Below are 20,584 nucleotides of genomic sequence, written 5' to 3' on the forward strand. Positions count from 1 at the left end.
ATAGGAGTTGTATAGATTTATGATATGCTGCCAATTAATTTTAGTTGATTCCTTTGCCATAACTAGGACCTCCTTACTTTCTCCTATAATTGTAACAAAGGAATCTTAATATATATATCCGTCAAATCTTTTACGCTTACAGAATGATATTGCTCCTATAAAAAATGTTAGGATTTTAATACTTCCAAGTGATAAACCTAAAGTTCCTAAAAAGTCTAATGACCAAATAGATTATGTTCCTGACCTTGTATTGGAACAACTATTTGAAAATATAAATAATTTACACAAAGAAGTTGTTCCAATAGTATATACTATGTTTAAAACTGGATTAAGAATTTCAGATGTTTTAGGCTTAAAACAAGATTGTTTAGTTAAGTTGAATAATAAATTTTGGATAGAAACAAACATAGCAAAGACTTATGTAGAAGGACATAGAATACCTATTGATGATGAACTTGCTAATATATTAGCAATATTAATTGATGACGCTAAAAAATATAGTAATCAAGACAATAATCCAGAGAATTATATATTTGTAAGATACAAAGGTTCTCGAAAAGGTAAACCTTATGGTCAATCATGGATTCAACGCAATCTCAATCTTTTAGCAATAGACAATAATATAACTGATGAATTAGGAAATAGGTATCATTTTAAAAATCATTCCTTTAGACATACTTATGCTATTAAAATGCTTAATGGTGGTGCTGATATACTTACAGTTCAAGAATTACTCGCTCACGCATCACCCGAAATGACTATGAGGTATGCTAAATTACTTGATAATACTAAAAGAAAAACTTTTGACAAAGTAGTAAAACAAGGTATATTTAGTTTTGCTGAAAGTGATAAATTAAAGGAAGAAAATGATGGAGAAATACCATCTGACATTATAGATATGTTATATACAAATCATAAGTTAAATGCTCTTGATACACCTTATGGTACTTGTATGCAAAGAAAAAATGGTAAGTGTAATTTTGCCAAACACCCACCTTGCTTAACTTGTAATGGTGGAAATCCTTGTAAGGATTTATGTGTAGGAGCATTTGAGGGAGATGTTAGCAAATACCAGATATTAATTAATTCAACTAAAACTATGATAGAAAATGCTAAAATGTATAATAGAACTGAAATGGTAAACGAAAATGAAGAATTACTTAAATTATACGAAGATATTTATTCTAAAATATCACAAGGAAGTATGATTTATAGTAGATTAGATAAGTTAAAGAAAATAGGTGATACAAATGAGTAATTACAACCGCAGTGAACAATTAAATGAGTTACATAGTAGGCGTAAGGCTATAACTCAAGAAAAGGTAGATAAAGCAATACAACGCTTAATAAAGGCACAAAAGCCAATTAATTTTAATAGTGTTGCTAATGAAAGTGGTGTTACGAAATCAACACTTTATAACAATCCAGATATAAAAGAAAGAATTCAAGGACTTAGACTACAACAATCTAAAGTTCCTACCCCATCACAAGTAAAAAGAGAAATGGATGAAAATAATAAAGATGCAATAATAGCAAGTCTTAAAAGGAAAATTAAGAAATTAGGGGAAGAAAATAAAAAATTAAAAGATCAACTTAAAATAAGTTATGCTGATATTTATAAAAAAATATAAGTTTATAAATTAGTGATCAACCTTATAATTCAATATGTATAACGATATCTATTAAAGAAACTATTATTAAGCATATGTAAATTGCAAAGATACTTATATCTATATTTCATGTTAATTTATTATAGGCAATAATCTAATTTAGTTTAGATTATTGCCTATTTATTTAGTTGTAAATATGATTCCACGCTATAACTAAAGATTCATATAATATGAATAATGGGAAGTTTGGTGCGTTCAGACTGCTTATATATCATGATAGATTACTTTACTTATTCAGCTTTACTTTTCCAAAATTTATAGATTGGATATTCTTTGAAGTTCTCTTGTTCCATAGGATCCAAACAATCAAAGTGCAACTCAGCTGCAACTTGATTATCAAGCAATAAGTAAGCTCCGACAAGCATCTCTTCTCGTGTTGCACTGTTTTCCGTGATTGCAAACAGAGCCTTTATTTCTTCAATATTAAATTTACGCTCTCTCTTGATAATTTGCAGTAAATTTAACTTTTTAATTTCATAGGTAAGCATTGTGTCATCAGTACTTATCAACCATTCAGCAAATGCTTTCGCAGTATTAAGTATTTCTTTTCTTCCGCTTTCATCATAAGCATACAATAAATTAAGCAAAACGAAATTAGCCCTTTCGGATATATGCTGATTATCCTTAATGCACTGATATGAGGGTAACAGCACATCAAACCTCATATTTGATACTTTAAGATAGTCTTCTTTTTTTAAGATTGCATATTGCGAAATTGGTTGCATATTTCCATTTCCGTCTTCATATTTAACATTGTAATTCGTTCTAAAAAAGTCAAGTATCTGATAGGTACCGGCTTCCTCACAAGGAAAAAAAGATAACATCAATGTTATATTTGAAATTTGTAGTTTCATCACATTCGGCAAATCCGGATTCAAGCCGCTAACAGGTTCTTTTTCAACAAATGCTTTAATTAAATCATCAAAGTTCCGTTTTTCCTTTGCAGTCATTTTTGCAAGAATCAAATCTTCTTTAACATTTAAGATATCAAGAACTTGTTGCATTTTCTCATAGTATTCAAGATTCTTTTTCTGTTGCTCGATATCAAAATTGACAAGTTCATCATAAGTTGGTGCTATAGGAAAAGTAGTATTTTCTACGACAAAGCACTTTGCTTCAAGGACATTCAGCATAAATCCTAAGTCGTTAATTATTGTTCTTAATGTGTCAGTGGTTTTATAGCTGATTTTACAACTTCTGTGTTCTTCCGATATTTCGAGGGTTAAACTCTTACCAAACTTAAAAGTATCTTTGCCTTTCGACCTTACCCTAAAATAACTGTTATAAAACAACTTGCCATTTGCGAACACTTGATTCTGAATTTCCTGTGTGGTGTTTAAATCATACGGCAGCATTTCAATCGGCTGTGGGATTGAACATCCTTTTATATTGGCATATATATACACATCGTTTTCAAAGAGTGCTTTTTGCGGATCATTTCTGTCATATCCATAACCCGAAACAGTCAGAGATATGCCTTTCAATACCCCTTGTTCCTGTAAATCATCCAGAGACAATAATTCTGCACTTTTAAAACTCGCTTGCTTTGAACTGTGTTCATAAAAGTTTAAAAATATTGTAGCTTTGTGATTATTATCTGTTGGAAACTCTTTAAGTTCAATAGTCTTAGTCTGTTGACTTTTTGCTTCTGCTAGAATAACTCTCAATTTTATCGGTAATAAATCCGCATAATAGATTTTATTTATCAAGCCATTATTACCTATGTATACAACAAAGAAAATCACTCCACCATCATAAAGGTAATTTTTTAAGTCAGCTACTTCAACTGGAAACGATATCTTATCTCGTGAAAAATCATTACTTTCTTTGCCTTTTACTTGAACAGCAACACGACCTTTCAACTCCCTCTTTTTCTTGCTTTTGTCATTATATATATATACATTACCGTCCCAAGTAGGTTCTTTGTCATTATCTGCAATAAATGGGGTGAGATAATCTGATATAGTAATGCTACTTTTTACCGCATTAACTGCCAATATCTCAATTGCGTTATTATCCATCTTATAACCTCCTTTGATACCTATCTGCTTTTGAGAATTCTACTATCAAAATCTTAATTATAATTGAATACTCCAATGTCCATAAACTTCCTTTTATTAGCCTAAATGGAAGTATATCCCTCTGCTTTTTATGCCTATACAGCTAAGGTTTAGGTGTGTAAGGAATAAAGAAATCAAATGGTATATTGGATGTATCTATTTTTATATCTTGTTTCTTGCTAGCTTTTGATATGTTTTGTAGGTGGAACTTAACTGCCATCAATAGTTTAATACTTTGTGGGTCTGCAACTGTAAACTGTACCCCATACTGTCCCATTTCAGACCAACTATCCCATAAAGCCGGACTTATTATCAGATTTTGCGAGTACAGGGGTATAAATACATTTATGTAATACTGAATAAGTCCTATCGGAAAGTTCCTTATCTGTTCAAGGTATTCACCATATACATTTAAATCTGATTTTAAAGCACTTACTAGAAAATATGATTTGTTTTCTACAGGAAAGGTCGTAAAAAAAACAAACCGCATTCTCTTGGTCTTACTATCAATTGATTTTATCTTTTTACCCATTAGATCAAACGGAGGCGCTACTGCCATATAATTTGCAAACTGTACTCTGAAGGGTAGTTCTATTGCTACTGTCTCTAATCCTGAATAGTCTTTCTGCGCTAGTGCTGTATCAAAGTAGTCTCGATAATACTGTAAATCTTCTAGTTTCAGATTAGTATTTCTATACTTTTTAACTGAAGACGGGTCTTTTGTTAACTGGGGAATACCTGCAAACATATGAGATTGAAACTTCTTTGACACTATTTCAGTATACAATTCAAAAGCGAAGGTCTTATAAGCAAAAAGAAAAAGTTGCTCTTCATCCAAAGTATCAAGTGTATACTGAAATTTTTCTATTTTGGCAAATATTGAATCATCATGTGTTTCACAAAAACAGGTAGCTACGGTGGCATCCTTTATCAATATTTTATCTAATAAATAGAAAGGTTCTCGTTTACCCTCTTTTATTTCCAGCATTTCAGGATTTTTAGTGAAGTCTTGCATATACACTTTCTTATTGACTTCTAATTTATTTAGGATTCTATTCTCCTGCATAGCATGTGCTTTTATTATATCTTTTCCCTTGGCTGTACACCCCTTAACTAAACATGTCCTTATTCGGCTCTTTCTCATAGCTTTCCCCATGTAGTTTAAAAGTTCACCCTCAGTATGAAACCCTCTAGGCTTTTTCGTTTTACAGCAATTTTTATATAGATAACCACTCCCACATGGGCATGGTTCTTTTCCATTAAAAATAAAGCTTTTGAACACTGATTTATCACCTCTCAATAATCCAAATTATTTGTTGATATTCTTACCTATTTTGGTACTACATTTGACTTTAAAGCTAGGACTCAATTTAATCATTCTCTTTTTTATAGATTTAGATTTCATTTGTAATCCTTTAAACTAATTATTAGCTATTAAAAAGATTAATTCCCACGATACTTTTAAAGATAAAGATTTTTACTGTATAAAAGCTATTATATTAAACTACCTATTATAGACATTATTAATAGCATTGATTTCAATAATATAGGTAAATTATACCATGAAAGTTAGTTAAAGGAGTAGTCAAGAGAAGTAGAACTTTTTGAAGTGATTTTAGGCTAGTTGCAACAAACCACAAATTTATTTAGATTAAAAATATGTTTGCGATTTGTTTATTTAGAAATAGATTGTATAATCGTAGTTTATACAAAAAAACAATGATAGCAACATATTATATATATACAATATGTTGCTATCATTGTTTTTTATGAATTTTTTAAAGTTTAGTCTTGATAAAATATAAATACTACCACCCTTATTATTTATTGTGAAAACTTGCCTATAAGGGAAAATATATTGAAAATTTTTGGAACCCTGGAACGTCACAACATCCTATGCTACTCAAACATGACTCATGAACCTATCTACGAAGATTCACACTTTTGCTTGTGACAAGGACTTGGGTGGAAAAAATTTTCAATATATTTTCCTGAAATAGGCTCACATAAAGCAAGTTTATACACCAGAAATCTATATTTGTTTTTTTATAAAATTTTTTCATGATAGGTTTACTTTTTAGAGGCTGATTACATCTTTATATAATAGAGAATAAAATAAATTCTTAATATATTTAAAGGTGTGAGCATAATGAAAATCATACAACAAAACAAATATAAAATAATTTTTTTAAATTCTTTTGTCCAAAAACATAACACTTTCATACCTATATGGTTGAAGACAAAAATTTTTAACCAGGGGGTATTGAGATGAGCAAAAAATTAAAAATCAAAAAGGAATATATATCATATACTACAAATCTATTAAAAATGTATTTACCACTAAAAAAATCTGTAGATCTAATGATAGAAGATATAAAATTACTAGAAGATGAGAGGGGAAGTATAAGCGGTATAGACTATAAAAACGATAGGTTATCCAAAACCTATAAAATAAATAGCATAGTAGAAAATGAAGCTATACATAGAATAGATAGGATTAATCTATTAAATGAGAAAATAGATTTGGCAAATCACAACATAGAAAAAACAGAAGAGGCATTAAAGGTTTTAGAAGATAAAGAAAAGGATTTAATAGAGGCTAAATATATGAAAAGCAATACTTTATCCTGGGAAGATGTATCTGACTTAGTAGGTTATAGTGTGGATTATTGCAAGGGTAAACTTAGAACTTCAGCTGTAGAAAAAATTGCTTTAGCCTTTTACGGAATAGATTCCTTACAAGAAAAACACTTTTTGTGCAATGAATTAAATTGAAATACAGGTTATTATGGTATTGTAGAAAAAATAAAAAAACATATGGCCATGTGAGAAAGGAGTTGAAAGTGACTCTAGTAAGAATCAAAGAATGTATCACAGAAAAGTTAAAGGATGCATTTCCACAAGTGAATATATATGAAAAGGGAACTAAGCAGGAAATCATAAAGCCTGCTTTTTTTATTGACTTTTTTCCTATCTTTGCAGAAAAAGAAAATATCTATGACCAAAGGAAATTAATCAATGGAACCATATCCTATGACCCAGATAATGATTCTATGGATGATAGATTAAATATGGCAGGTCAGCTTATGGAAACTTTCCATGACATTTTAATTGTGGATACAAGGAATATTTGCCCAACCATAATGAAGGCTCAACTAGATGGTGAAAAATTAAATTTTACCTATAAGCTCAAATTTATGGATAGGGTAGATGAAACTAAACTTCATGGATATGAAGAATATGAATTAATGGAAGATTTAAATTTAAAGGAGGAGTTTTAAATGGCAGGTATTAAATTAGGATTACCACAAATTATGATTGAATTCAAAACTAAGGGAGTAAGTGCAGTAGTGAGAAGTGCTAGGGGAATTGTAGCACTTATATTAAAGGATGATACGGGGGCCTTTGATACAAAGGTATATAAATCCATATCAGAAGTAGAAGATGGACATTGGACTGAAGATAATAGGGACTATATCTTAAAAACTTTCATGGGAACACCAAGTAAGGTAATAGTAGAAAGAATCCCAACTACAGATACAAACTACAATAAGGGGTTAGAAAGATTAAAGAATAAAAAATGGAACTATCTAGCTGTACCAGGAATCAAATCGGCAGATGTGACAACGGTGGCTAGCTGGATTGCAGGAGAAAGACAAAACAATAAAAAGACTTTCAAAGCCGTATTACCTAATTCACCATCAGATAATGAAGGAATTATAAACTTTACAACAGAGGGAATTAAGGTAGATAGAAAAACTATTAAGGATGGAAAGTCTGAAACTGTAGAACATACATATTCTGCTAGTGATTATACTTGTAGAATTGCAGGTATATTGGCAGGTATTCCTTTTACTAGAAGTTCTACATACTATGGCCTATCTGAAGTAAAGGCAATTACAGAATCTGCCACACCAAATGTAGATATAGACAAAGGAAAATTAATACTAGTTAATGATGGAACTAAAATTAAGATTGGTAGGGGAGTAAACTCATTAACTAGCCTAACTGCTAGTAAAGGAGCAGAATTCCAAAAGATTAAGATTGTAGATGCAGTAGATTTAATGAGAGATGACATTAGAGATACCTTTGATGGGTCTTATGTGGGTAAGATTATAAACTCTTATGATAATAAGATCCTATTCTTAGCAGCGGTTAATGCATACTTTGAGCAATTGGAGAAGGATGATGTATTAGATAATTCCTATGACAATAAAGCTCAGATAGATGTGGAGGCTCAAAGAATATATCTAATGCCAAAGGGTGTAGATGTGGACAATATGAAAGAACAAGAGATTAAAGAATACAACACAGGAAGTAAAGTATTTGTAAAAGCACAAGTAAAATTCTTAGATGCCATGGAAGATTTAGCCATGGAAATTAATATGTAGGGGGTAGAAGAATATGGCAAACAAATTAACAGGAAACAGAATTATAAACGGTACTTGGGGGGAAGTTTGGTTAGATGGAGACAAACTAAGTGAACTAACTGGATTAAATGCCAAGATAGAGCTTAAAAAAGAAGAAGTAAAAATGTGTGGAGTAATGGCCAAGGAAACTAAGATTGTAGGCTGGGAAGGAAAGGGAACTTTAAAGCTACATAAGGTAAATTCTAGAATGGCCATTAAAATGGGAGATATGATCAAAAAAGGTAAAGATGTTAGATTTACAATCATATCAAAACTAGCTGACCCAGACACTATAGATGCTCAATCAGAAAGAATTGTACTTAAAAATGTAAGTTTTGATAATTTAACACTGGCAGACTTTGAAATGAAGGCCCTAGGAAAGGTAGAGTGCCCATTTACATTTACTGACTATGACTTTGTGGATTTAATCCAAGGATAATATAGAGGAGGAATTTGATATGAACATTATGGATATGCTTCTTCAATTAGATGAAACGAAGCTAGTAAAACCTAAAAAACAAGTAGAAATGAAGAGATTATCAGAAATATTAGGAGACAAGGTAGTCTTCAATGTGGAGGCCATAACACCTGATAAAATGAGTGAAATTCAGGATATGTCCATAGACTACGAAAAGGAAAGTGTAAATTTAGAAGAGTTACAGGTCATGACTGTAATAGAAGGTACAAAGGAACCTAACTTCAAATCCAAAGAGCTTATGGACAAGTTTAAGGTATATACTCCAAAGGATCTAGTTAAAAAGCTTTTATTACCAGGAGAGATAATTAGCCTTTATAACATGATTGGAGAACTTAGTGGATTTAATGGAGAAACAGTTGAAGAAGTAAAAAACTAATAGACACAGATGGTTTCACATCCATGATGTACTACTTTTGGAAAACCAAAGGTATAAGACCCTCTGTGTTTTATAATATGCCAAAGGGAGAATTGGCAGTTCTTATAGCCTTCTATGAAAAGGAAATGGATGAGCTAAAGGAAGAACAAAATAGAATGCCAGCCTACTAGGCTGGCATTTATTTCTCTAGAGGGAAAATTAGAACAGGAAGAAGGTGATAATATGATATGCATGACAGAAGATAAATATCTGATTATGACTTATAAATCAACTGATAAAATATTAAAACAAATTAAGAAAAATCAAAAGCTATTAATAACTATGAAAAACATATGTCTACAGATGAATAACTTTTTTAAATATCCCATTAATTATGAAAATAAGAAAGAGATGAAGGATGATGAAGAATCAGTAGGCCTTAAAAAGATGATAGAAGTGAATATCACAAAAGCTGAGCCCATAACATTATGGAAAAATATTATAGCATGGACTGCTTTTGGAAGTAACATAGGGCAAATTACTAAAGATTTTAATACCTTAAAAACCATTAAAAATAGAAATATAATACAAGGAAGAAATACTTATAAGAATGTAAACCTATTTTCTAGAAATGGGAAAATAGATAAAAAAGTAATGGAACTTTCTTCACGAAGGAATAATTTGAAACTTTTAAGTAAAACAAATAAAGATAGTAAGACAGTAGCTAAATTAACTAAACAAATAGATAAACTAGATGAGCAGATAAAAATATTAAAGAACATTAAGTCATATAACTTAGACTCTATGAAAATCTTAAAAAATAATGGATTTAAGTTTGGCGCAAAAATAAAGACAATTCTAAAAGACACAGGAAAGAGAATAGCATCCAAGGCAGGTGATTTTAAGAAATTAGTCACATTAAAAGGTATTAGTAATGCGAAAACCTTTGCAGGTGCAATGCTAGGACCTGCTGCAATGGCTGTTAATCTGCACACAATGCTTGACGAAGGGGAAAGCTCATTTAAAAGAACCCTAGCTATGATTGATTTTATAGGAGACTTTACCCTATTAAGTCCTATTACATCAGTATTAAATGTTGTGGGGCCTTTAATGTATGATATGTTAGATCTTCAAACTCAAGGTAAAATAGATGAGGTTTTTAAAGCGATTGGAGAGGTACTTAACTATGCATATGAGGCTGTATATGTAGTTATAAAACCTTTGTTTGACTCCCTAAAGAGTCTTTTTGGTGTTATCTTTCATATTGTAGGAATATGTGCTAAAAAGTTATTTGGTCTCATGTCTGGACCACTAGCTTGTATTTTTAAATGGGTAGGTAAAGGAATGAGATTACTAGTGGATTTATGGTCAATGAGTATAGGAAAAATAATTGAAGACATAACCACAGTAATAGATGTAATATCTTATGTTTTAAAACAGGTATATGAGTTTATAGCTAATCCAATGAAATATATCAATTCCATGAAGGAAAACTTTAAAGGATTCATAGGTAAAGGCATTGATGGAGCAAAGAATTTATTTTCTAATACAATAGAGTACTTAAATCCAATGAAACAGATAAATGATATGGATGGAAAAAATAATATAAAAAGTGAATTAGAAAAATCACTTAAACATACTCCTGTATCAGAAACATTAGATAATGCATATGATCTAATGGGGAATAAAACGAAAAAGAAAGTGGATAATTTAACCAATACAGTTAAAAAGTCTGTAGATGATACAATAACTAAAGTTTTAAATAAAACTAAAGGTATTATGAGAGATATAGAACAAAATTTAAAAGTAAAACCTCTACCACAACCACGAAAAATTGAAAAAAGTGTTCCATTATATCATTCAACAGGAAAATCTACATATAACAATAATCAATCTAATTATAATTATAATAATTACAATGTAAGTGTAGATGTACTTGAAAAAATGGGAGTACAAATAATGGATAAAATTATGCCTGAGGTAAATAAAGCCATGGCAATAACCTAAAGGAGGATAGGAAATGATAGATATACATTTGTCTATAAATAACAGAGAACAAGTAATACAACTTCCAATCCTACCTTCTGAATTTAAAATTAAATCACAACATAAAAATGAGACTTATGACACCATAAGCCAAGGTGAAATAAAATTAATAGGAATGGAAGGATTAAAGAGTATAAGTATAGAATCCTTTTTCCCATCGAAAAAATACAATTTTAATAGGTCTAATGAATACTATGGTTGGGAATACGTGGAGATCATAGAAAAGTGGAAAGAGAGAAGAGTTCCCATAAGAATAGTCATCTCTAATACTCCAATAAATATGGCATGTACCATAGACTCCTTTGAATATGGAATAAAGGATGGAACAAAGGATATATACTATACCTTAGAACTTGGTGAATTTAAATTTATAAACCTCAACAAAAAGGAGGTTTAATTTTATGTACAAAATATTAAACATACTAAACAATGTTCAAACAGATATAACTCCCCTTATAGGGGACTTTTCATGGAGTAGTAATATAGATCAAATAAGTAGAAAGATGGACTTTCAAGTGGCCTTTAATGATGATAGATACTTCCCTCAAAATCCAATAGATATAGGCTCACAGATAATATTATCATCAAATGATGAAATATTTAGGGGCATAGTAGTAAGTGAAGAGAGAAAGGGAAGGGGAAGTATATCCTATACGGCCTTTGATTATGGCTTTTATTTAAACAAAAGTAATGCCACCTATCAATTTAACAATATATCAGGAAAGGCTGCCATAGAAACCATATTAAAAGATTTTAATATACAAATAGGATCTATAGAAAACATAACCACAGTAGTCAATAAGATATATAGAAATAAAGTGGTAGCAGAAATAATAAAAGATATATTAGATATGGCTAAAAAGGAAACTTCCGTAAAATATTTTATGGAATTTCATGAGGGGAAAATCTTCATAAAGAAAGAAGAAAATTTCATAATAAAGGGTCAATTTCAATTAGCATCAAATATAGGACCTAATGATATAAGTTCTAGTATAGGTAATCCTGTAAGGAAAAGAACTATAGAAGATATGAAAAATGCCGTGTTAATAGTAGAGAATGATAAAATCATATATACCCTAACAAATAATGAACTAATGAATAAATACGGTAAATTGCAAACTATAGAAGAAGTAAGTAAAAAAGATAAGGTACAGGCTAAAAACATAGCACAAAAGGTATTAAAGGATTTAGGAAAAATATTTGAAGAAAACTCATTAGAAATCCTAGGGGATGATAGAGTAAGGGCAGGTAGGTTAATAGAAATAGATGAACCTGTTACAGGTATGAAGGGTACATATAAGATGAAAAATGTAACCCATACTGTAAAAAATAATATTCATAAAATGAACATAGGATTGGGGGTCGTGTGATGAATGGTATTGTAGAATTAGCTAAATTACTAAAGGAGAGGGAAAATAGAGACTATATGGGTCCTCAAGTGGGAAACGTAATAAGTCCACTTCCAGAAATTAAAATAAGATTAGATGAAAATATAATACTAGATAAAAATCACCTCCTAATCTGTGAACATTTAATAACAAAGGTAGGTAAGTTTAAGTTAAATGGAGCTTCTAATATTGGTTCTACCACATTAAAAGTAAGTACTAGTCAAAACTATGACATAGTAGATATAAACATAGGTGATGAAAACAAAACCCATATGGAAAATTTCTATGAGCTAAAGGTAGGAGATAAAGTATTAGTAATCCCAACTACAGATGAACAAACCTATTATGTAGTAGATAAGGTGGTGAGAGTATAATGCTTCCACAAGTTGCACAACTAGAAATAAAAGTAGATAAAAATGATGATTTACCTAAGATAGGTAAGTCTTTTTTATTTGACTTTAAAACGGGAGAATTTAAGTTAGCAGATGGAAAACCTGTAGAAGTAGAGGGTATAGATGGACTTAAGATCTGGATAGAAAAAATACTTAGAACTGAAAAATATAGATACAAAATCTATGAAAGAGCTGATAAGGATGAATATGGAGTAGTATTAGAAGACCTAATCGTAGGAAATAACTTTCCCACATCCTTTGTAGAAGCAGAAATAAAGAGAGAAATATCTCAGGCACTACTTAGGAATCCTGTTATAGATGCATTAACCAATTGGAAGTTAAGTAGAGAAAGGGAGAGGCTAAACATAAGCTTCAAAGTAAATACAGTCTATGGAGATTCCTTTAATCAGGAGGTGAACTTATGACAAGTGAACATATAGTTAATAGAATACTAAAAAATATAGAAGGAGATTATGATAAATCAGAGGGTGGCTTTTTATATGATCTAGTAAAAGCCGTATCCTTAGAGTTATCTTCCTCCTATGAAAAGCAAGATAGGATATTAGATAATGGATTTGCCCTTACTGCCTCTGATAATAGCCTAGATAAAAAGGTTGCTGAACAGGGAATCAGAAGAAAAGCCAGTAAACAGGCAACTACTACAGTAGTTTTTCATGGAGAAGAAGGTGCTAAAATCCCTAAAGGAACTAAAGTATCTACAGATGTGGTAAGCTTCATAACCTTAGAAGAAAAAACTATAGGACAAAATAAAACAATAGAAGTTTCAGTAGAGTGTGAAATACCAGGAACTATAGGAAATGTAAAAGCAGGCAGGATAAAACATATTCCAGTGACCATAACAGGAGTAAGTAAAGTGAATAATCCTAATAATGTGGAAAATGGATATGATGAAGAAGTGGATGAGGAACTAAGACAAAGATACCTACAAAAGGTAAGAACTCCGGGAACCAGTGGCAATAAATATCATTACATAAATTGGGCCAAAGAAGTACCTGGAGTAAAAGAAGTTCAAGTAGAATCACCAAGCCCTGGCCAAGTCCTAGTAACTATTATAGACACTGACATGAGAGGAACAGGATCTAAATTAGAAAATGATGATTCAAAACTAACTGTTAATGTAAAAAATCATATAGATGAAAAAAGACCCATAGGAGCCACCGTACAAGTGAATCTAGCAGCAGAAGTTACTATTAATATAAATGTAAAAATAGTAATAAACACGGGCCTAGATTCTGTAGAAAACATAAAGGCTAACATATTTAAAAATATAGAAAAATATATAAAGGATAAAGCCTACTATGAAGGATATGTGAGTAAATCTAAGATAGGAAGTGCCATATTAGACACTTACGGAGTAGTAAACTACTCTAATCTTCTAATCCCAGGATTAAATGAAGATGAAATGATAGTGATACAACCAAAAACAGTGCCCATACTAGGAGGGATAACCTATGACCAAGTTAAAGAACAATCTTCCTAGTTATTATAGAAAAAGTGATTTAATAAACTCTTTAGCCAAGGCTATCCAAAAGGAACTAGATGAACTAGACAAAAGTATTATTAATAGGGGAAATCAATTTTATGTAGATTCTAGTGATACTTCCTTAGACAGATATGAAAAGGATTTAAAAATAAATATAGATATAAATAAGGATTTAAATGAAAGAAGAAGTGTTATAAAGTCAAAATTGAGAGGTATTGGAACTGTCAATGTAGATATGATTAAAAATGTAGCTGAGAGCTACGATAAAGGAACCATAGAAGTTAGGGAAGATAACCCTAACTTAACTTTCATAGTAAAGTTTATAGATACTCTAGGTATCCCACTAAATATATGGGATCTAAAAAGAGCTATAGAAGAAATAAAACCAGCTCATTTGAGAGTTAAATATGAATTAAAGTATCTTACTGTAGGTGAGGTACAAAAGATGACCTTAGGACAAATACAAAACAGAAAGCTAGGAGATTTTTCTCCGTTTAAGCCAATACTAGGAGGTGGTATTATTGGCAAATAATACGAAAAATTTAGGATTATACAAGAAAGATCCAGTTAGTGATAGTAATGATTATTTTGATGTAAAGACTATGCTTAATGATAACTGGGATAAGGTAGATGAGAAGTGTAAGGATACAGATGATAGGTTAACTGGTATAGAGAATGAAGTTGTGACGCATAAGGCTGAAACTGGGGATATAATTAAAAATATTACAGGAAAAAATGACTGGAAAACAAATCCAAGAACAACTTTGGAAAATGCAGTAAAGCGTGATGGCGATACCCTGTCGGGAAACTTAGAAATTAAGAAGAGTGATAATCAAGATTCCCACATTGGACTGTACGAAAGTAATGGTCTACATGGTGTTACTATAAAATATGAAGCTTCTTCTGAAGGGACTAGTGATGGTATTCATATTTTAGGTAAAGATAATGGTGTAGAAAGAGAAGGTATTTACTTTCCTAGAATACCAACTGTTGAGGGACTAACATACATGGGTCATAAAGTTTGGCATCAAGGTAATGATGGTTCTGGAAGTTCCTTAGATGCAGATTGCATAGATGGAATTCAAGGGGTTGAGCTTGCAAGAAGGGTTGACTTCGACGGACAAATTACTACTAGCTACCGAAAGGTTGTTATTGCTCTTTGTAGAGTAGACAACGATTATATTAATAGAAATTCGTATTCGTTGGGGACTCTTTATTTTCATAGAACAAATGGATTGTATGGTTCAATTTCAATAGATGTTTTAGCAGAAAAACGTTATAATACTGAACAAATGCACATTACCTTAACTGTTAAAGGTTCCCGTCCTAATATAGTAAAACCTTGCACTTTCAAGTATAATGGGATTACTTATGGTGGAATCGAATACTATCCTCAGCCTGCAGAAACTCGTAAAGCATTTTTTGTAGGTGAAACTAGTGGGGATATATTTATCAAAGAATTTTATAACACTAATGATGATTCAGTGTTGAACTCAGAAATCTATAATTCTTTAAATTACGACAATGCAATTCTTGTAAACTATCTTAACTTTTGTGAAGGGAAAGTTTGGACTGAATTAAATAGTTTTCCAATAGTAGAGCAAGGTTCAAATTCCAATGGCACTTATGTTAAGTTTGCAGATGGAACTTTGATTTGCTATACATCCATTCATTGGACGACTTGGGGTTCATACAGTACTATTTTTCCTAGTGGGATTCTACAAAGACGTACAAAAACACATTCTAAAAGTTTTCCGGCAACTTTCAGTAATACTCCTCACATAATAACTAGCCTGAAAAATCTTGTGAAAAGTGATGGGTATAATGGAGAGCTATCTTTTTCAGGTTGTACCATATTTAGCTCCACTAAAACTAGCCTGGAGGCACAAGCTTGGTGTATTTCTGATGATATCGTAGAGGGATATCAAGATATAATTGCAATTGGGAGGTGGAAATAGTGCGGGTAAAACTTACTCCCCAAAGGAATGACAACATTCTAGAATATCAATATAAGACTGACAAAGTAGTAGTCATCTATCATAAAAGAGAAGTTAGGACTGTACTTAAAGAAATAGAAGAAAGTCCTGTACAACTAGAAGAACTACAAACCATAGAAACTTTTACAGATACTTTCGATTTTTTGGAACTACCTGATGGTATTGTAACAGATATAGAAACAAACCTGCCTGTAAACCCAATAGTTTCAGCAGAAAGAAAAGATGGATTGTTATCTATTGTTTTACTTAACTTTATAGGTGCAGATGCTACAGTGGAAGATAGGTTTCCAATATGGAAGGAGGTGTAGGGCATGGCAAAAATCACATGGAAAACGGACGAAGATATAAAAGATGAGAAGTTATTAGAAAAAGTAATTCCGACTTGTGAAGAAGTGAATGAAGCTAAAATAGAAATACAAGTATTAAATTTATTAGAGGAGGTTGGAGTGATATGACAAAGGTACAAAAAAGATTAATAAATGCGTATGCAATATTGTTATTAGCCAATAGAATAGAATTAGAGAATATTCCTGCTATAGGAATGACTCTAGAAAATGGGACAAAGTCTACTATTAGACAAGAAACAGAAGTGAGAAAAGCAGAAATTGAAATAGAAAGATTAACACAATAGGTAAATATTGCGACATGAATAATTTTTTTAATCTGTTTATGAAAGGGAAGGAGGAAGTTATGAACAATATAGTAAAAAGAATGATTGATAGTGTGAAAAATACCTTTGACAAATCAGAAGGTAGTTTTTTTTATGACTTTTTTAAGCCTGTTGCCATGGAAATAGAAGAACTAGACAACAAAATAGAAGTTGTAAAATCAAAACTAAGCATAGAAAATCTCTCTGGTGATGAACTAGAGGAGCGAGTGTATGAAAAAACAGGAATAAAAAGAAAACAAGCTACCAAAGCTACTGGTCAAGTGATTACAAAAGGTAAAGCTGGTACTACTATAAACGAGGGATATATGGTAGCTAGTGAAAATGTGAACTTTATTATTAAAGAAACAAAAGAAATAGACCAAAATGGTCAAGTGGTTATTTTAGTAGAATGTGAGGAAGCTGGAACTATAGGAAATGTACCAGAGAATAGTATAACAAAGTTCCCTATACAATTAACAGATATAAACTCCGTTACTAACCCTAAAACCTTTGAAAATGGATATAGGGCAGAAAATGATGAAGAACTACTAGAAAGATACTATGAATATATAAAAACTCCAGCTACTAGTGGCAATAAGTATCATTACATGAAGTGGGCGAAGGAAATTGATGGAGTAGGTGATGCAAAAGTATTTCCTTTAGCTAATGGAGACAATACAGTAAAAGTATTAATAATAGGTAATGATAGAGAACCAGCCAGTGATAAATTGGTGAATAGTGTTCAAGACCATATAGATCCATATACAGGTGTAGATGAAAAAGGAAAAAAGATTGGCAATGGTGCTGGAAATGGAAAAGCTCCTATAGGAGCTTTTTGTACTGTGAAAAGTGTTGAAGGTGTGAAGATTAATATATCATTAAATCCACAAAAAGAAAACAATGTAGATCATGAAGAAATGTTAAAGGATATAAAGGCTAATGTAAGAACTTATTTTAGAGAAATAGCTTTTAATAATAATAAAGTTAGTTATAACAAAATAGCCAGTATCATACTAGATTCAAAGGGCATAGTAGACTTTACAAATCTAATAGTGAATAATTCCAAAGGAAATATTCTATTAAAAGAGGAGCAAGTTCCTGTGTTAGGGGATGTTACTATTGATTAAAACAAAATTAATAAATAGAATGCCTACCTATGAAAGAAAATCACAGTTAGTTAATGAAATATTTACTCCCGTATCCATAGAACTAGAAAATGAAGAAATAAAAATAGATGATTTAAAAGATCAACTATGGATAGATAGAGCTACTTGGGCATTAGATATATATGAAAAGGAATTAGGATTAAATTCTCAAGATGAAAACATTGAAAATAGAAGAAGTATAATAAAATCCAAATATAGGGGAGTAGGTAAGGTAGGTAGTGATCTAATTAAAAAAGTATGTGATTCCTATACTAATGGAGATGTGGAAGTAACCTTTGATGGAAAGATAAAAATAAAGTTTACAAGTGTATATGGTATCCCATCTAATATGGATAGTGTTAAGCAGGCTATAGATCATATAAAACCTGCTCATTTAGATTTTGATTTTATATACATCTATACTACGTGGGACGAATTAGATAAATACAATAATAGTTGGCAACAGTGGGACGATCTAAACCTTACATGGGATGAATTTGAGAAATATAGGGGGGATAAACATGCCTAGTAAAGATAAAACTAAACATCTAAAATTAAACAAATGGGTAGGAAATGAATATGTTAAGAGGCAAGACTTTGTAGATGACAATGAGAAGATAGATGAAGCTATTAAAGACTTAGATAATTCCAAAGTAGATAAAGTGTCCGGTAAAGGTCTGAGTACCAATGATTACACAAATGGAGAAAAAAGTAAGCTATCAGGAATTGAAAATGGGGCAAACAGATACACTCATCCATCAAACCATCCAGCAAGTATGATTACAGGTCTACATAATGTGGCTAAAAGTGGAGACTATAGGCAACTTAAAAACAAGCCCACATCATTACCTGCAAATGGAGGCAATGCTGATAAAGTAGATGGACTACATGCTAGTAGTTTTTTGAGAAGTGATGCAGATGATACTATAAATGGGAATTTAACACTTGCTAAAGGAAAAAGAATTAAATTACATGATAGTAATGCTATAGGATCTGCTATAGGTATGGATGGAGAGAACTTTGTTATTTGGGAAGAAGAAGATGGAGATAGGAAAATGCTTGAAATAAGAGATGATGAGCATGCATATGTTTATGGTAATAAAGTTTGGAGTAGTAGGAATGATGGACATGGTAGCGGATTGGATGCAGATACGGTAGATGGTATTCATAGTAACAATTTACAAAAGATTGTAAATCAAACATTTGAAGTAGGAGGGGATAAAGATACATTCTATCCAGTTATAATATCAAAATTTGATACATCTGAGATGAAGGATTTAATCATTTGTAGAAAATATCATGAACCAGCTCCTGATACGTGGAATACAGATACTCATAGAGGTGGGTTGAGAATGGATTTTACAAATGTTGCATTAGGAGGATGGGGCGGTCATTATGTAACTTATGATGTAAGAATATCTCAAATATATTCAAATCAAGTTGCTGATTATGGCGTATTATCTCCAGATACTAGTAAATTTGTTGTATGGTTAAGAGGTGGTGGAGCAAGGTACCATCTGGTTCAAAGGAGTTGTTTTAATATATCACAGGTTAAGGTTTATCTTTCTACCTATACGTACAACCCATCATCTGAAAAAGAGTCAGAATACAATTGTGTATTGAAGCCCAAATCAATTAATGAAATAAATCCTATACTTCAGCCTAAAGGAAGTGTTCATATTAAACATGGACAGTATCAACGGGGTGTTTATGTTGCAAATGAAAGTAGGCCAGGAGCTTCTTCTTATAAAATTTGGGATGAAAGGACATTAAAGATAGAAGAAGGCAAATTAAAGTATTATGCAAATGGAAAATGGGTGGAAGTTAATACTGTATGATAGCTTATGGAAGATATAATAAAAGAGAGGTATTTGTATGTATAAAGTAGTTAAGAATATAAAATTAAGTAAAAATTTTTCTATTTCCGAATTCGTATGCAAAGAGGGAAAAAAAGAAGTGCTATGCGATTACAAACTAATAGAAAAACTACAAAAACTAAGAGATAAAATAAATAAACCTATAACCATAAATAGTGGGTATAGATCAAAAACCTACAATAAAAAAGTAGGAGGAAGCCCTAAGAGTCAGCATTTATTAGGTAAAGCAGCAGATATAGTTACAAAAGGGATAGATAAAGAGAAAATAAAAGAAATAGCCATAGAACTAGGATTCACAGGAATAGGGCTATATGACATATTTGTCCACCTAGATGTACGCAACAATCCCCATCCTAGAGGTTATTCATTTTGGGATAATAGAACTAAGAGATAAAGCAGGTGATAAATTGACAATAGATATAATACAAAAGTTAGCAACGCAATATGGCCTATTTGTAGCATTAGTTGTATATGTTATATGGGATAGTAGGCTGAGGGAAGTTAAGTATATTAGGATAATAGATGATCTGTCTAGGAAATTTGGTGTTATTACAGATATAAAGAAGGAAGTTTACTATATTAAAAGGAGTATTGAAAAAATAAATAGGGGGTAG

At 31.3% G+C, this 20,584-nt stretch carries 25 protein-coding genes; 23 read left to right on the plus strand and 2 right to left on the minus strand.

Annotated features, from left to right (window positions below; translation table 11 throughout):
- The first annotated feature begins 250 nt into the window (after positions 1-250).
- Both N4A57_RS04805 and N4A57_RS04810 read left to right on the plus strand, forming a co-directional pair.
- Complete coding sequence (locus tag N4A57_RS04805; protein WP_293656466.1) at positions 251-1,258, plus strand: tyrosine-type recombinase/integrase; 1,008 nt, start codon at positions 251-253, stop codon at positions 1,256-1,258.
- Positions 1,251-1,631 (plus strand): DUF6262 family protein, encoded by a 381-nt coding sequence (locus N4A57_RS04810; protein ID WP_293656467.1) that lies wholly within the window; start codon positions 1,251-1,253, stop codon positions 1,629-1,631. Before N4A57_RS04805 ends, N4A57_RS04810 begins: the two co-directional genes overlap by 8 nt.
- 269 nt (positions 1,632-1,900) lie before the next feature.
- Here N4A57_RS04810 and N4A57_RS04815 read toward each other — a convergent pair whose 3' ends face one another.
- Positions 1,901-3,691 (minus strand): DUF4365 domain-containing protein, encoded by a 1,791-nt coding sequence (locus N4A57_RS04815; protein ID WP_293656468.1) that lies wholly within the window; start codon positions 3,689-3,691, stop codon positions 1,901-1,903.
- Positions 3,692-3,833: 142 nt separating this feature from the next.
- Entirely contained in the window at positions 3,834-5,012 is a 1,179-nt protein-coding gene (locus tag N4A57_RS04820) for a YecA family protein (protein ID WP_293656470.1), read from the minus strand.
- A gap of 986 nt (positions 5,013-5,998) precedes the next feature.
- Here N4A57_RS04820 and N4A57_RS04825 point away from each other — a divergent pair.
- From N4A57_RS04825 to N4A57_RS04925, 21 genes are all read left to right on the plus strand, one after another.
- Entirely contained in the window at positions 5,999-6,505 is a 507-nt protein-coding gene (locus tag N4A57_RS04825; protein ID WP_293656472.1) for a hypothetical protein, read from the plus strand.
- Between the two features lie 68 nt (positions 6,506-6,573).
- Positions 6,574-7,011: a phage tail terminator family protein gene (locus N4A57_RS04830; RefSeq protein ID WP_293656473.1), complete on the plus strand. Its 438-nt coding sequence runs from the start codon at positions 6,574-6,576 to the stop codon at positions 7,009-7,011.
- Complete coding sequence (locus tag N4A57_RS04835) at positions 7,012-8,121, plus strand: phage tail sheath C-terminal domain-containing protein (protein WP_293656474.1); 1,110 nt, start codon at positions 7,012-7,014, stop codon at positions 8,119-8,121.
- Between the two features lie 13 nt (positions 8,122-8,134).
- Positions 8,135-8,578: a phage tail tube protein gene (locus tag N4A57_RS04840; protein WP_293656476.1), complete on the plus strand. Its 444-nt coding sequence runs from the start codon at positions 8,135-8,137 to the stop codon at positions 8,576-8,578.
- Positions 8,579-8,597: 19 nt separating this feature from the next.
- Positions 8,598-8,993 (plus strand): phage tail assembly chaperone, encoded by a 396-nt coding sequence (locus N4A57_RS04845; protein WP_293656478.1) that lies wholly within the window; start codon positions 8,598-8,600, stop codon positions 8,991-8,993.
- 222 nt (positions 8,994-9,215) lie between these two features.
- Positions 9,216-10,979 carry a hypothetical protein gene (locus N4A57_RS04850; RefSeq protein ID WP_293656479.1) on the plus strand — a complete coding sequence of 588 codons (1,764 nt, stop codon included), beginning with the start codon at positions 9,216-9,218 and terminating at the stop codon, positions 10,977-10,979.
- Positions 10,980-10,992: 13 nt separating this feature from the next.
- Positions 10,993-11,415, plus strand: a complete 423-nt coding sequence (locus tag N4A57_RS04855) for a hypothetical protein (RefSeq protein ID WP_293656481.1) — start codon at positions 10,993-10,995, stop codon at positions 11,413-11,415.
- A gap of 4 nt (positions 11,416-11,419) precedes the next feature.
- Positions 11,420-12,388: an XkdQ/YqbQ family protein gene (locus N4A57_RS04860; RefSeq protein WP_293656483.1), complete on the plus strand. Its 969-nt coding sequence runs from the start codon at positions 11,420-11,422 to the stop codon at positions 12,386-12,388.
- Positions 12,388-12,780: a DUF2577 family protein gene (locus N4A57_RS04865; protein WP_293656484.1), complete on the plus strand. Its 393-nt coding sequence runs from the start codon at positions 12,388-12,390 to the stop codon at positions 12,778-12,780. Before N4A57_RS04860 ends, N4A57_RS04865 begins: the two co-directional genes overlap by 1 nt.
- Positions 12,780-13,223: a DUF2634 domain-containing protein gene (locus N4A57_RS04870; protein WP_293656486.1), complete on the plus strand. Its 444-nt coding sequence runs from the start codon at positions 12,780-12,782 to the stop codon at positions 13,221-13,223. Before N4A57_RS04865 ends, N4A57_RS04870 begins: the two co-directional genes overlap by 1 nt.
- Positions 13,220-14,299 carry a baseplate J/gp47 family protein gene (locus N4A57_RS04875; protein ID WP_293656488.1) on the plus strand — a complete coding sequence of 360 codons (1,080 nt, stop codon included), beginning with the start codon at positions 13,220-13,222 and terminating at the stop codon, positions 14,297-14,299. Before N4A57_RS04870 ends, N4A57_RS04875 begins: the two co-directional genes overlap by 4 nt.
- A complete protein-coding gene (locus tag N4A57_RS04880) occupies positions 14,271-14,834 on the plus strand; it encodes a putative phage tail protein (RefSeq protein WP_293656490.1) in 564 nt (187 codons plus the stop codon). Before N4A57_RS04875 ends, N4A57_RS04880 begins: the two co-directional genes overlap by 29 nt.
- Positions 14,824-16,260, plus strand: coding sequence for a hypothetical protein (locus N4A57_RS04885; protein WP_293656491.1), 1,437 nt, complete (start codon positions 14,824-14,826; stop codon positions 16,258-16,260). The genes N4A57_RS04880 and N4A57_RS04885 overlap by 11 nt, the downstream gene beginning before the upstream one ends.
- Positions 16,260-16,607 (plus strand): hypothetical protein, encoded by a 348-nt coding sequence (locus tag N4A57_RS04890; protein WP_293656493.1) that lies wholly within the window; start codon positions 16,260-16,262, stop codon positions 16,605-16,607. The genes N4A57_RS04885 and N4A57_RS04890 overlap by 1 nt, the downstream gene beginning before the upstream one ends.
- Before the next feature lie 3 nt (positions 16,608-16,610).
- The gene (locus N4A57_RS04895; protein ID WP_293656495.1) at positions 16,611-16,754 is read left to right on the plus strand and encodes a hypothetical protein; all 144 of its coding nucleotides are present in this window, start codon (positions 16,611-16,613) and stop codon (positions 16,752-16,754) included.
- The gene (locus tag N4A57_RS04900; RefSeq protein ID WP_293656497.1) at positions 16,751-16,930 is read left to right on the plus strand and encodes a hypothetical protein; all 180 of its coding nucleotides are present in this window, start codon (positions 16,751-16,753) and stop codon (positions 16,928-16,930) included. The genes N4A57_RS04895 and N4A57_RS04900 overlap by 4 nt, the downstream gene beginning before the upstream one ends.
- A 59-nt stretch (positions 16,931-16,989) precedes the next feature.
- Positions 16,990-18,075: a baseplate J/gp47 family protein gene (locus N4A57_RS04905; protein WP_293656498.1), complete on the plus strand. Its 1,086-nt coding sequence runs from the start codon at positions 16,990-16,992 to the stop codon at positions 18,073-18,075.
- Positions 18,068-18,622: a putative phage tail protein gene (locus N4A57_RS04910; protein WP_293656500.1), complete on the plus strand. Its 555-nt coding sequence runs from the start codon at positions 18,068-18,070 to the stop codon at positions 18,620-18,622. The genes N4A57_RS04905 and N4A57_RS04910 overlap by 8 nt, the downstream gene beginning before the upstream one ends.
- Positions 18,615-19,931, plus strand: coding sequence for a hypothetical protein (locus N4A57_RS04915; protein WP_293656501.1), 1,317 nt, complete (start codon positions 18,615-18,617; stop codon positions 19,929-19,931). Before N4A57_RS04910 ends, N4A57_RS04915 begins: the two co-directional genes overlap by 8 nt.
- A gap of 37 nt (positions 19,932-19,968) precedes the next feature.
- Entirely contained in the window at positions 19,969-20,364 is a 396-nt protein-coding gene (locus N4A57_RS04920; RefSeq protein ID WP_293656502.1) for a YcbK family protein, read from the plus strand.
- A 13-nt stretch (positions 20,365-20,377) separates the two neighbouring features.
- Positions 20,378-20,584, plus strand: a complete 207-nt coding sequence (locus N4A57_RS04925; protein WP_293656504.1) for a BhlA/UviB family holin-like peptide — start codon at positions 20,378-20,380, stop codon at positions 20,582-20,584.

Source organism: Anaeromicrobium sp. (assembly GCF_025210435.1).
In the GTDB taxonomy this organism is placed as follows: Bacteria; Bacillota; Clostridia; order Peptostreptococcales; family Thermotaleaceae; genus Anaeromicrobium.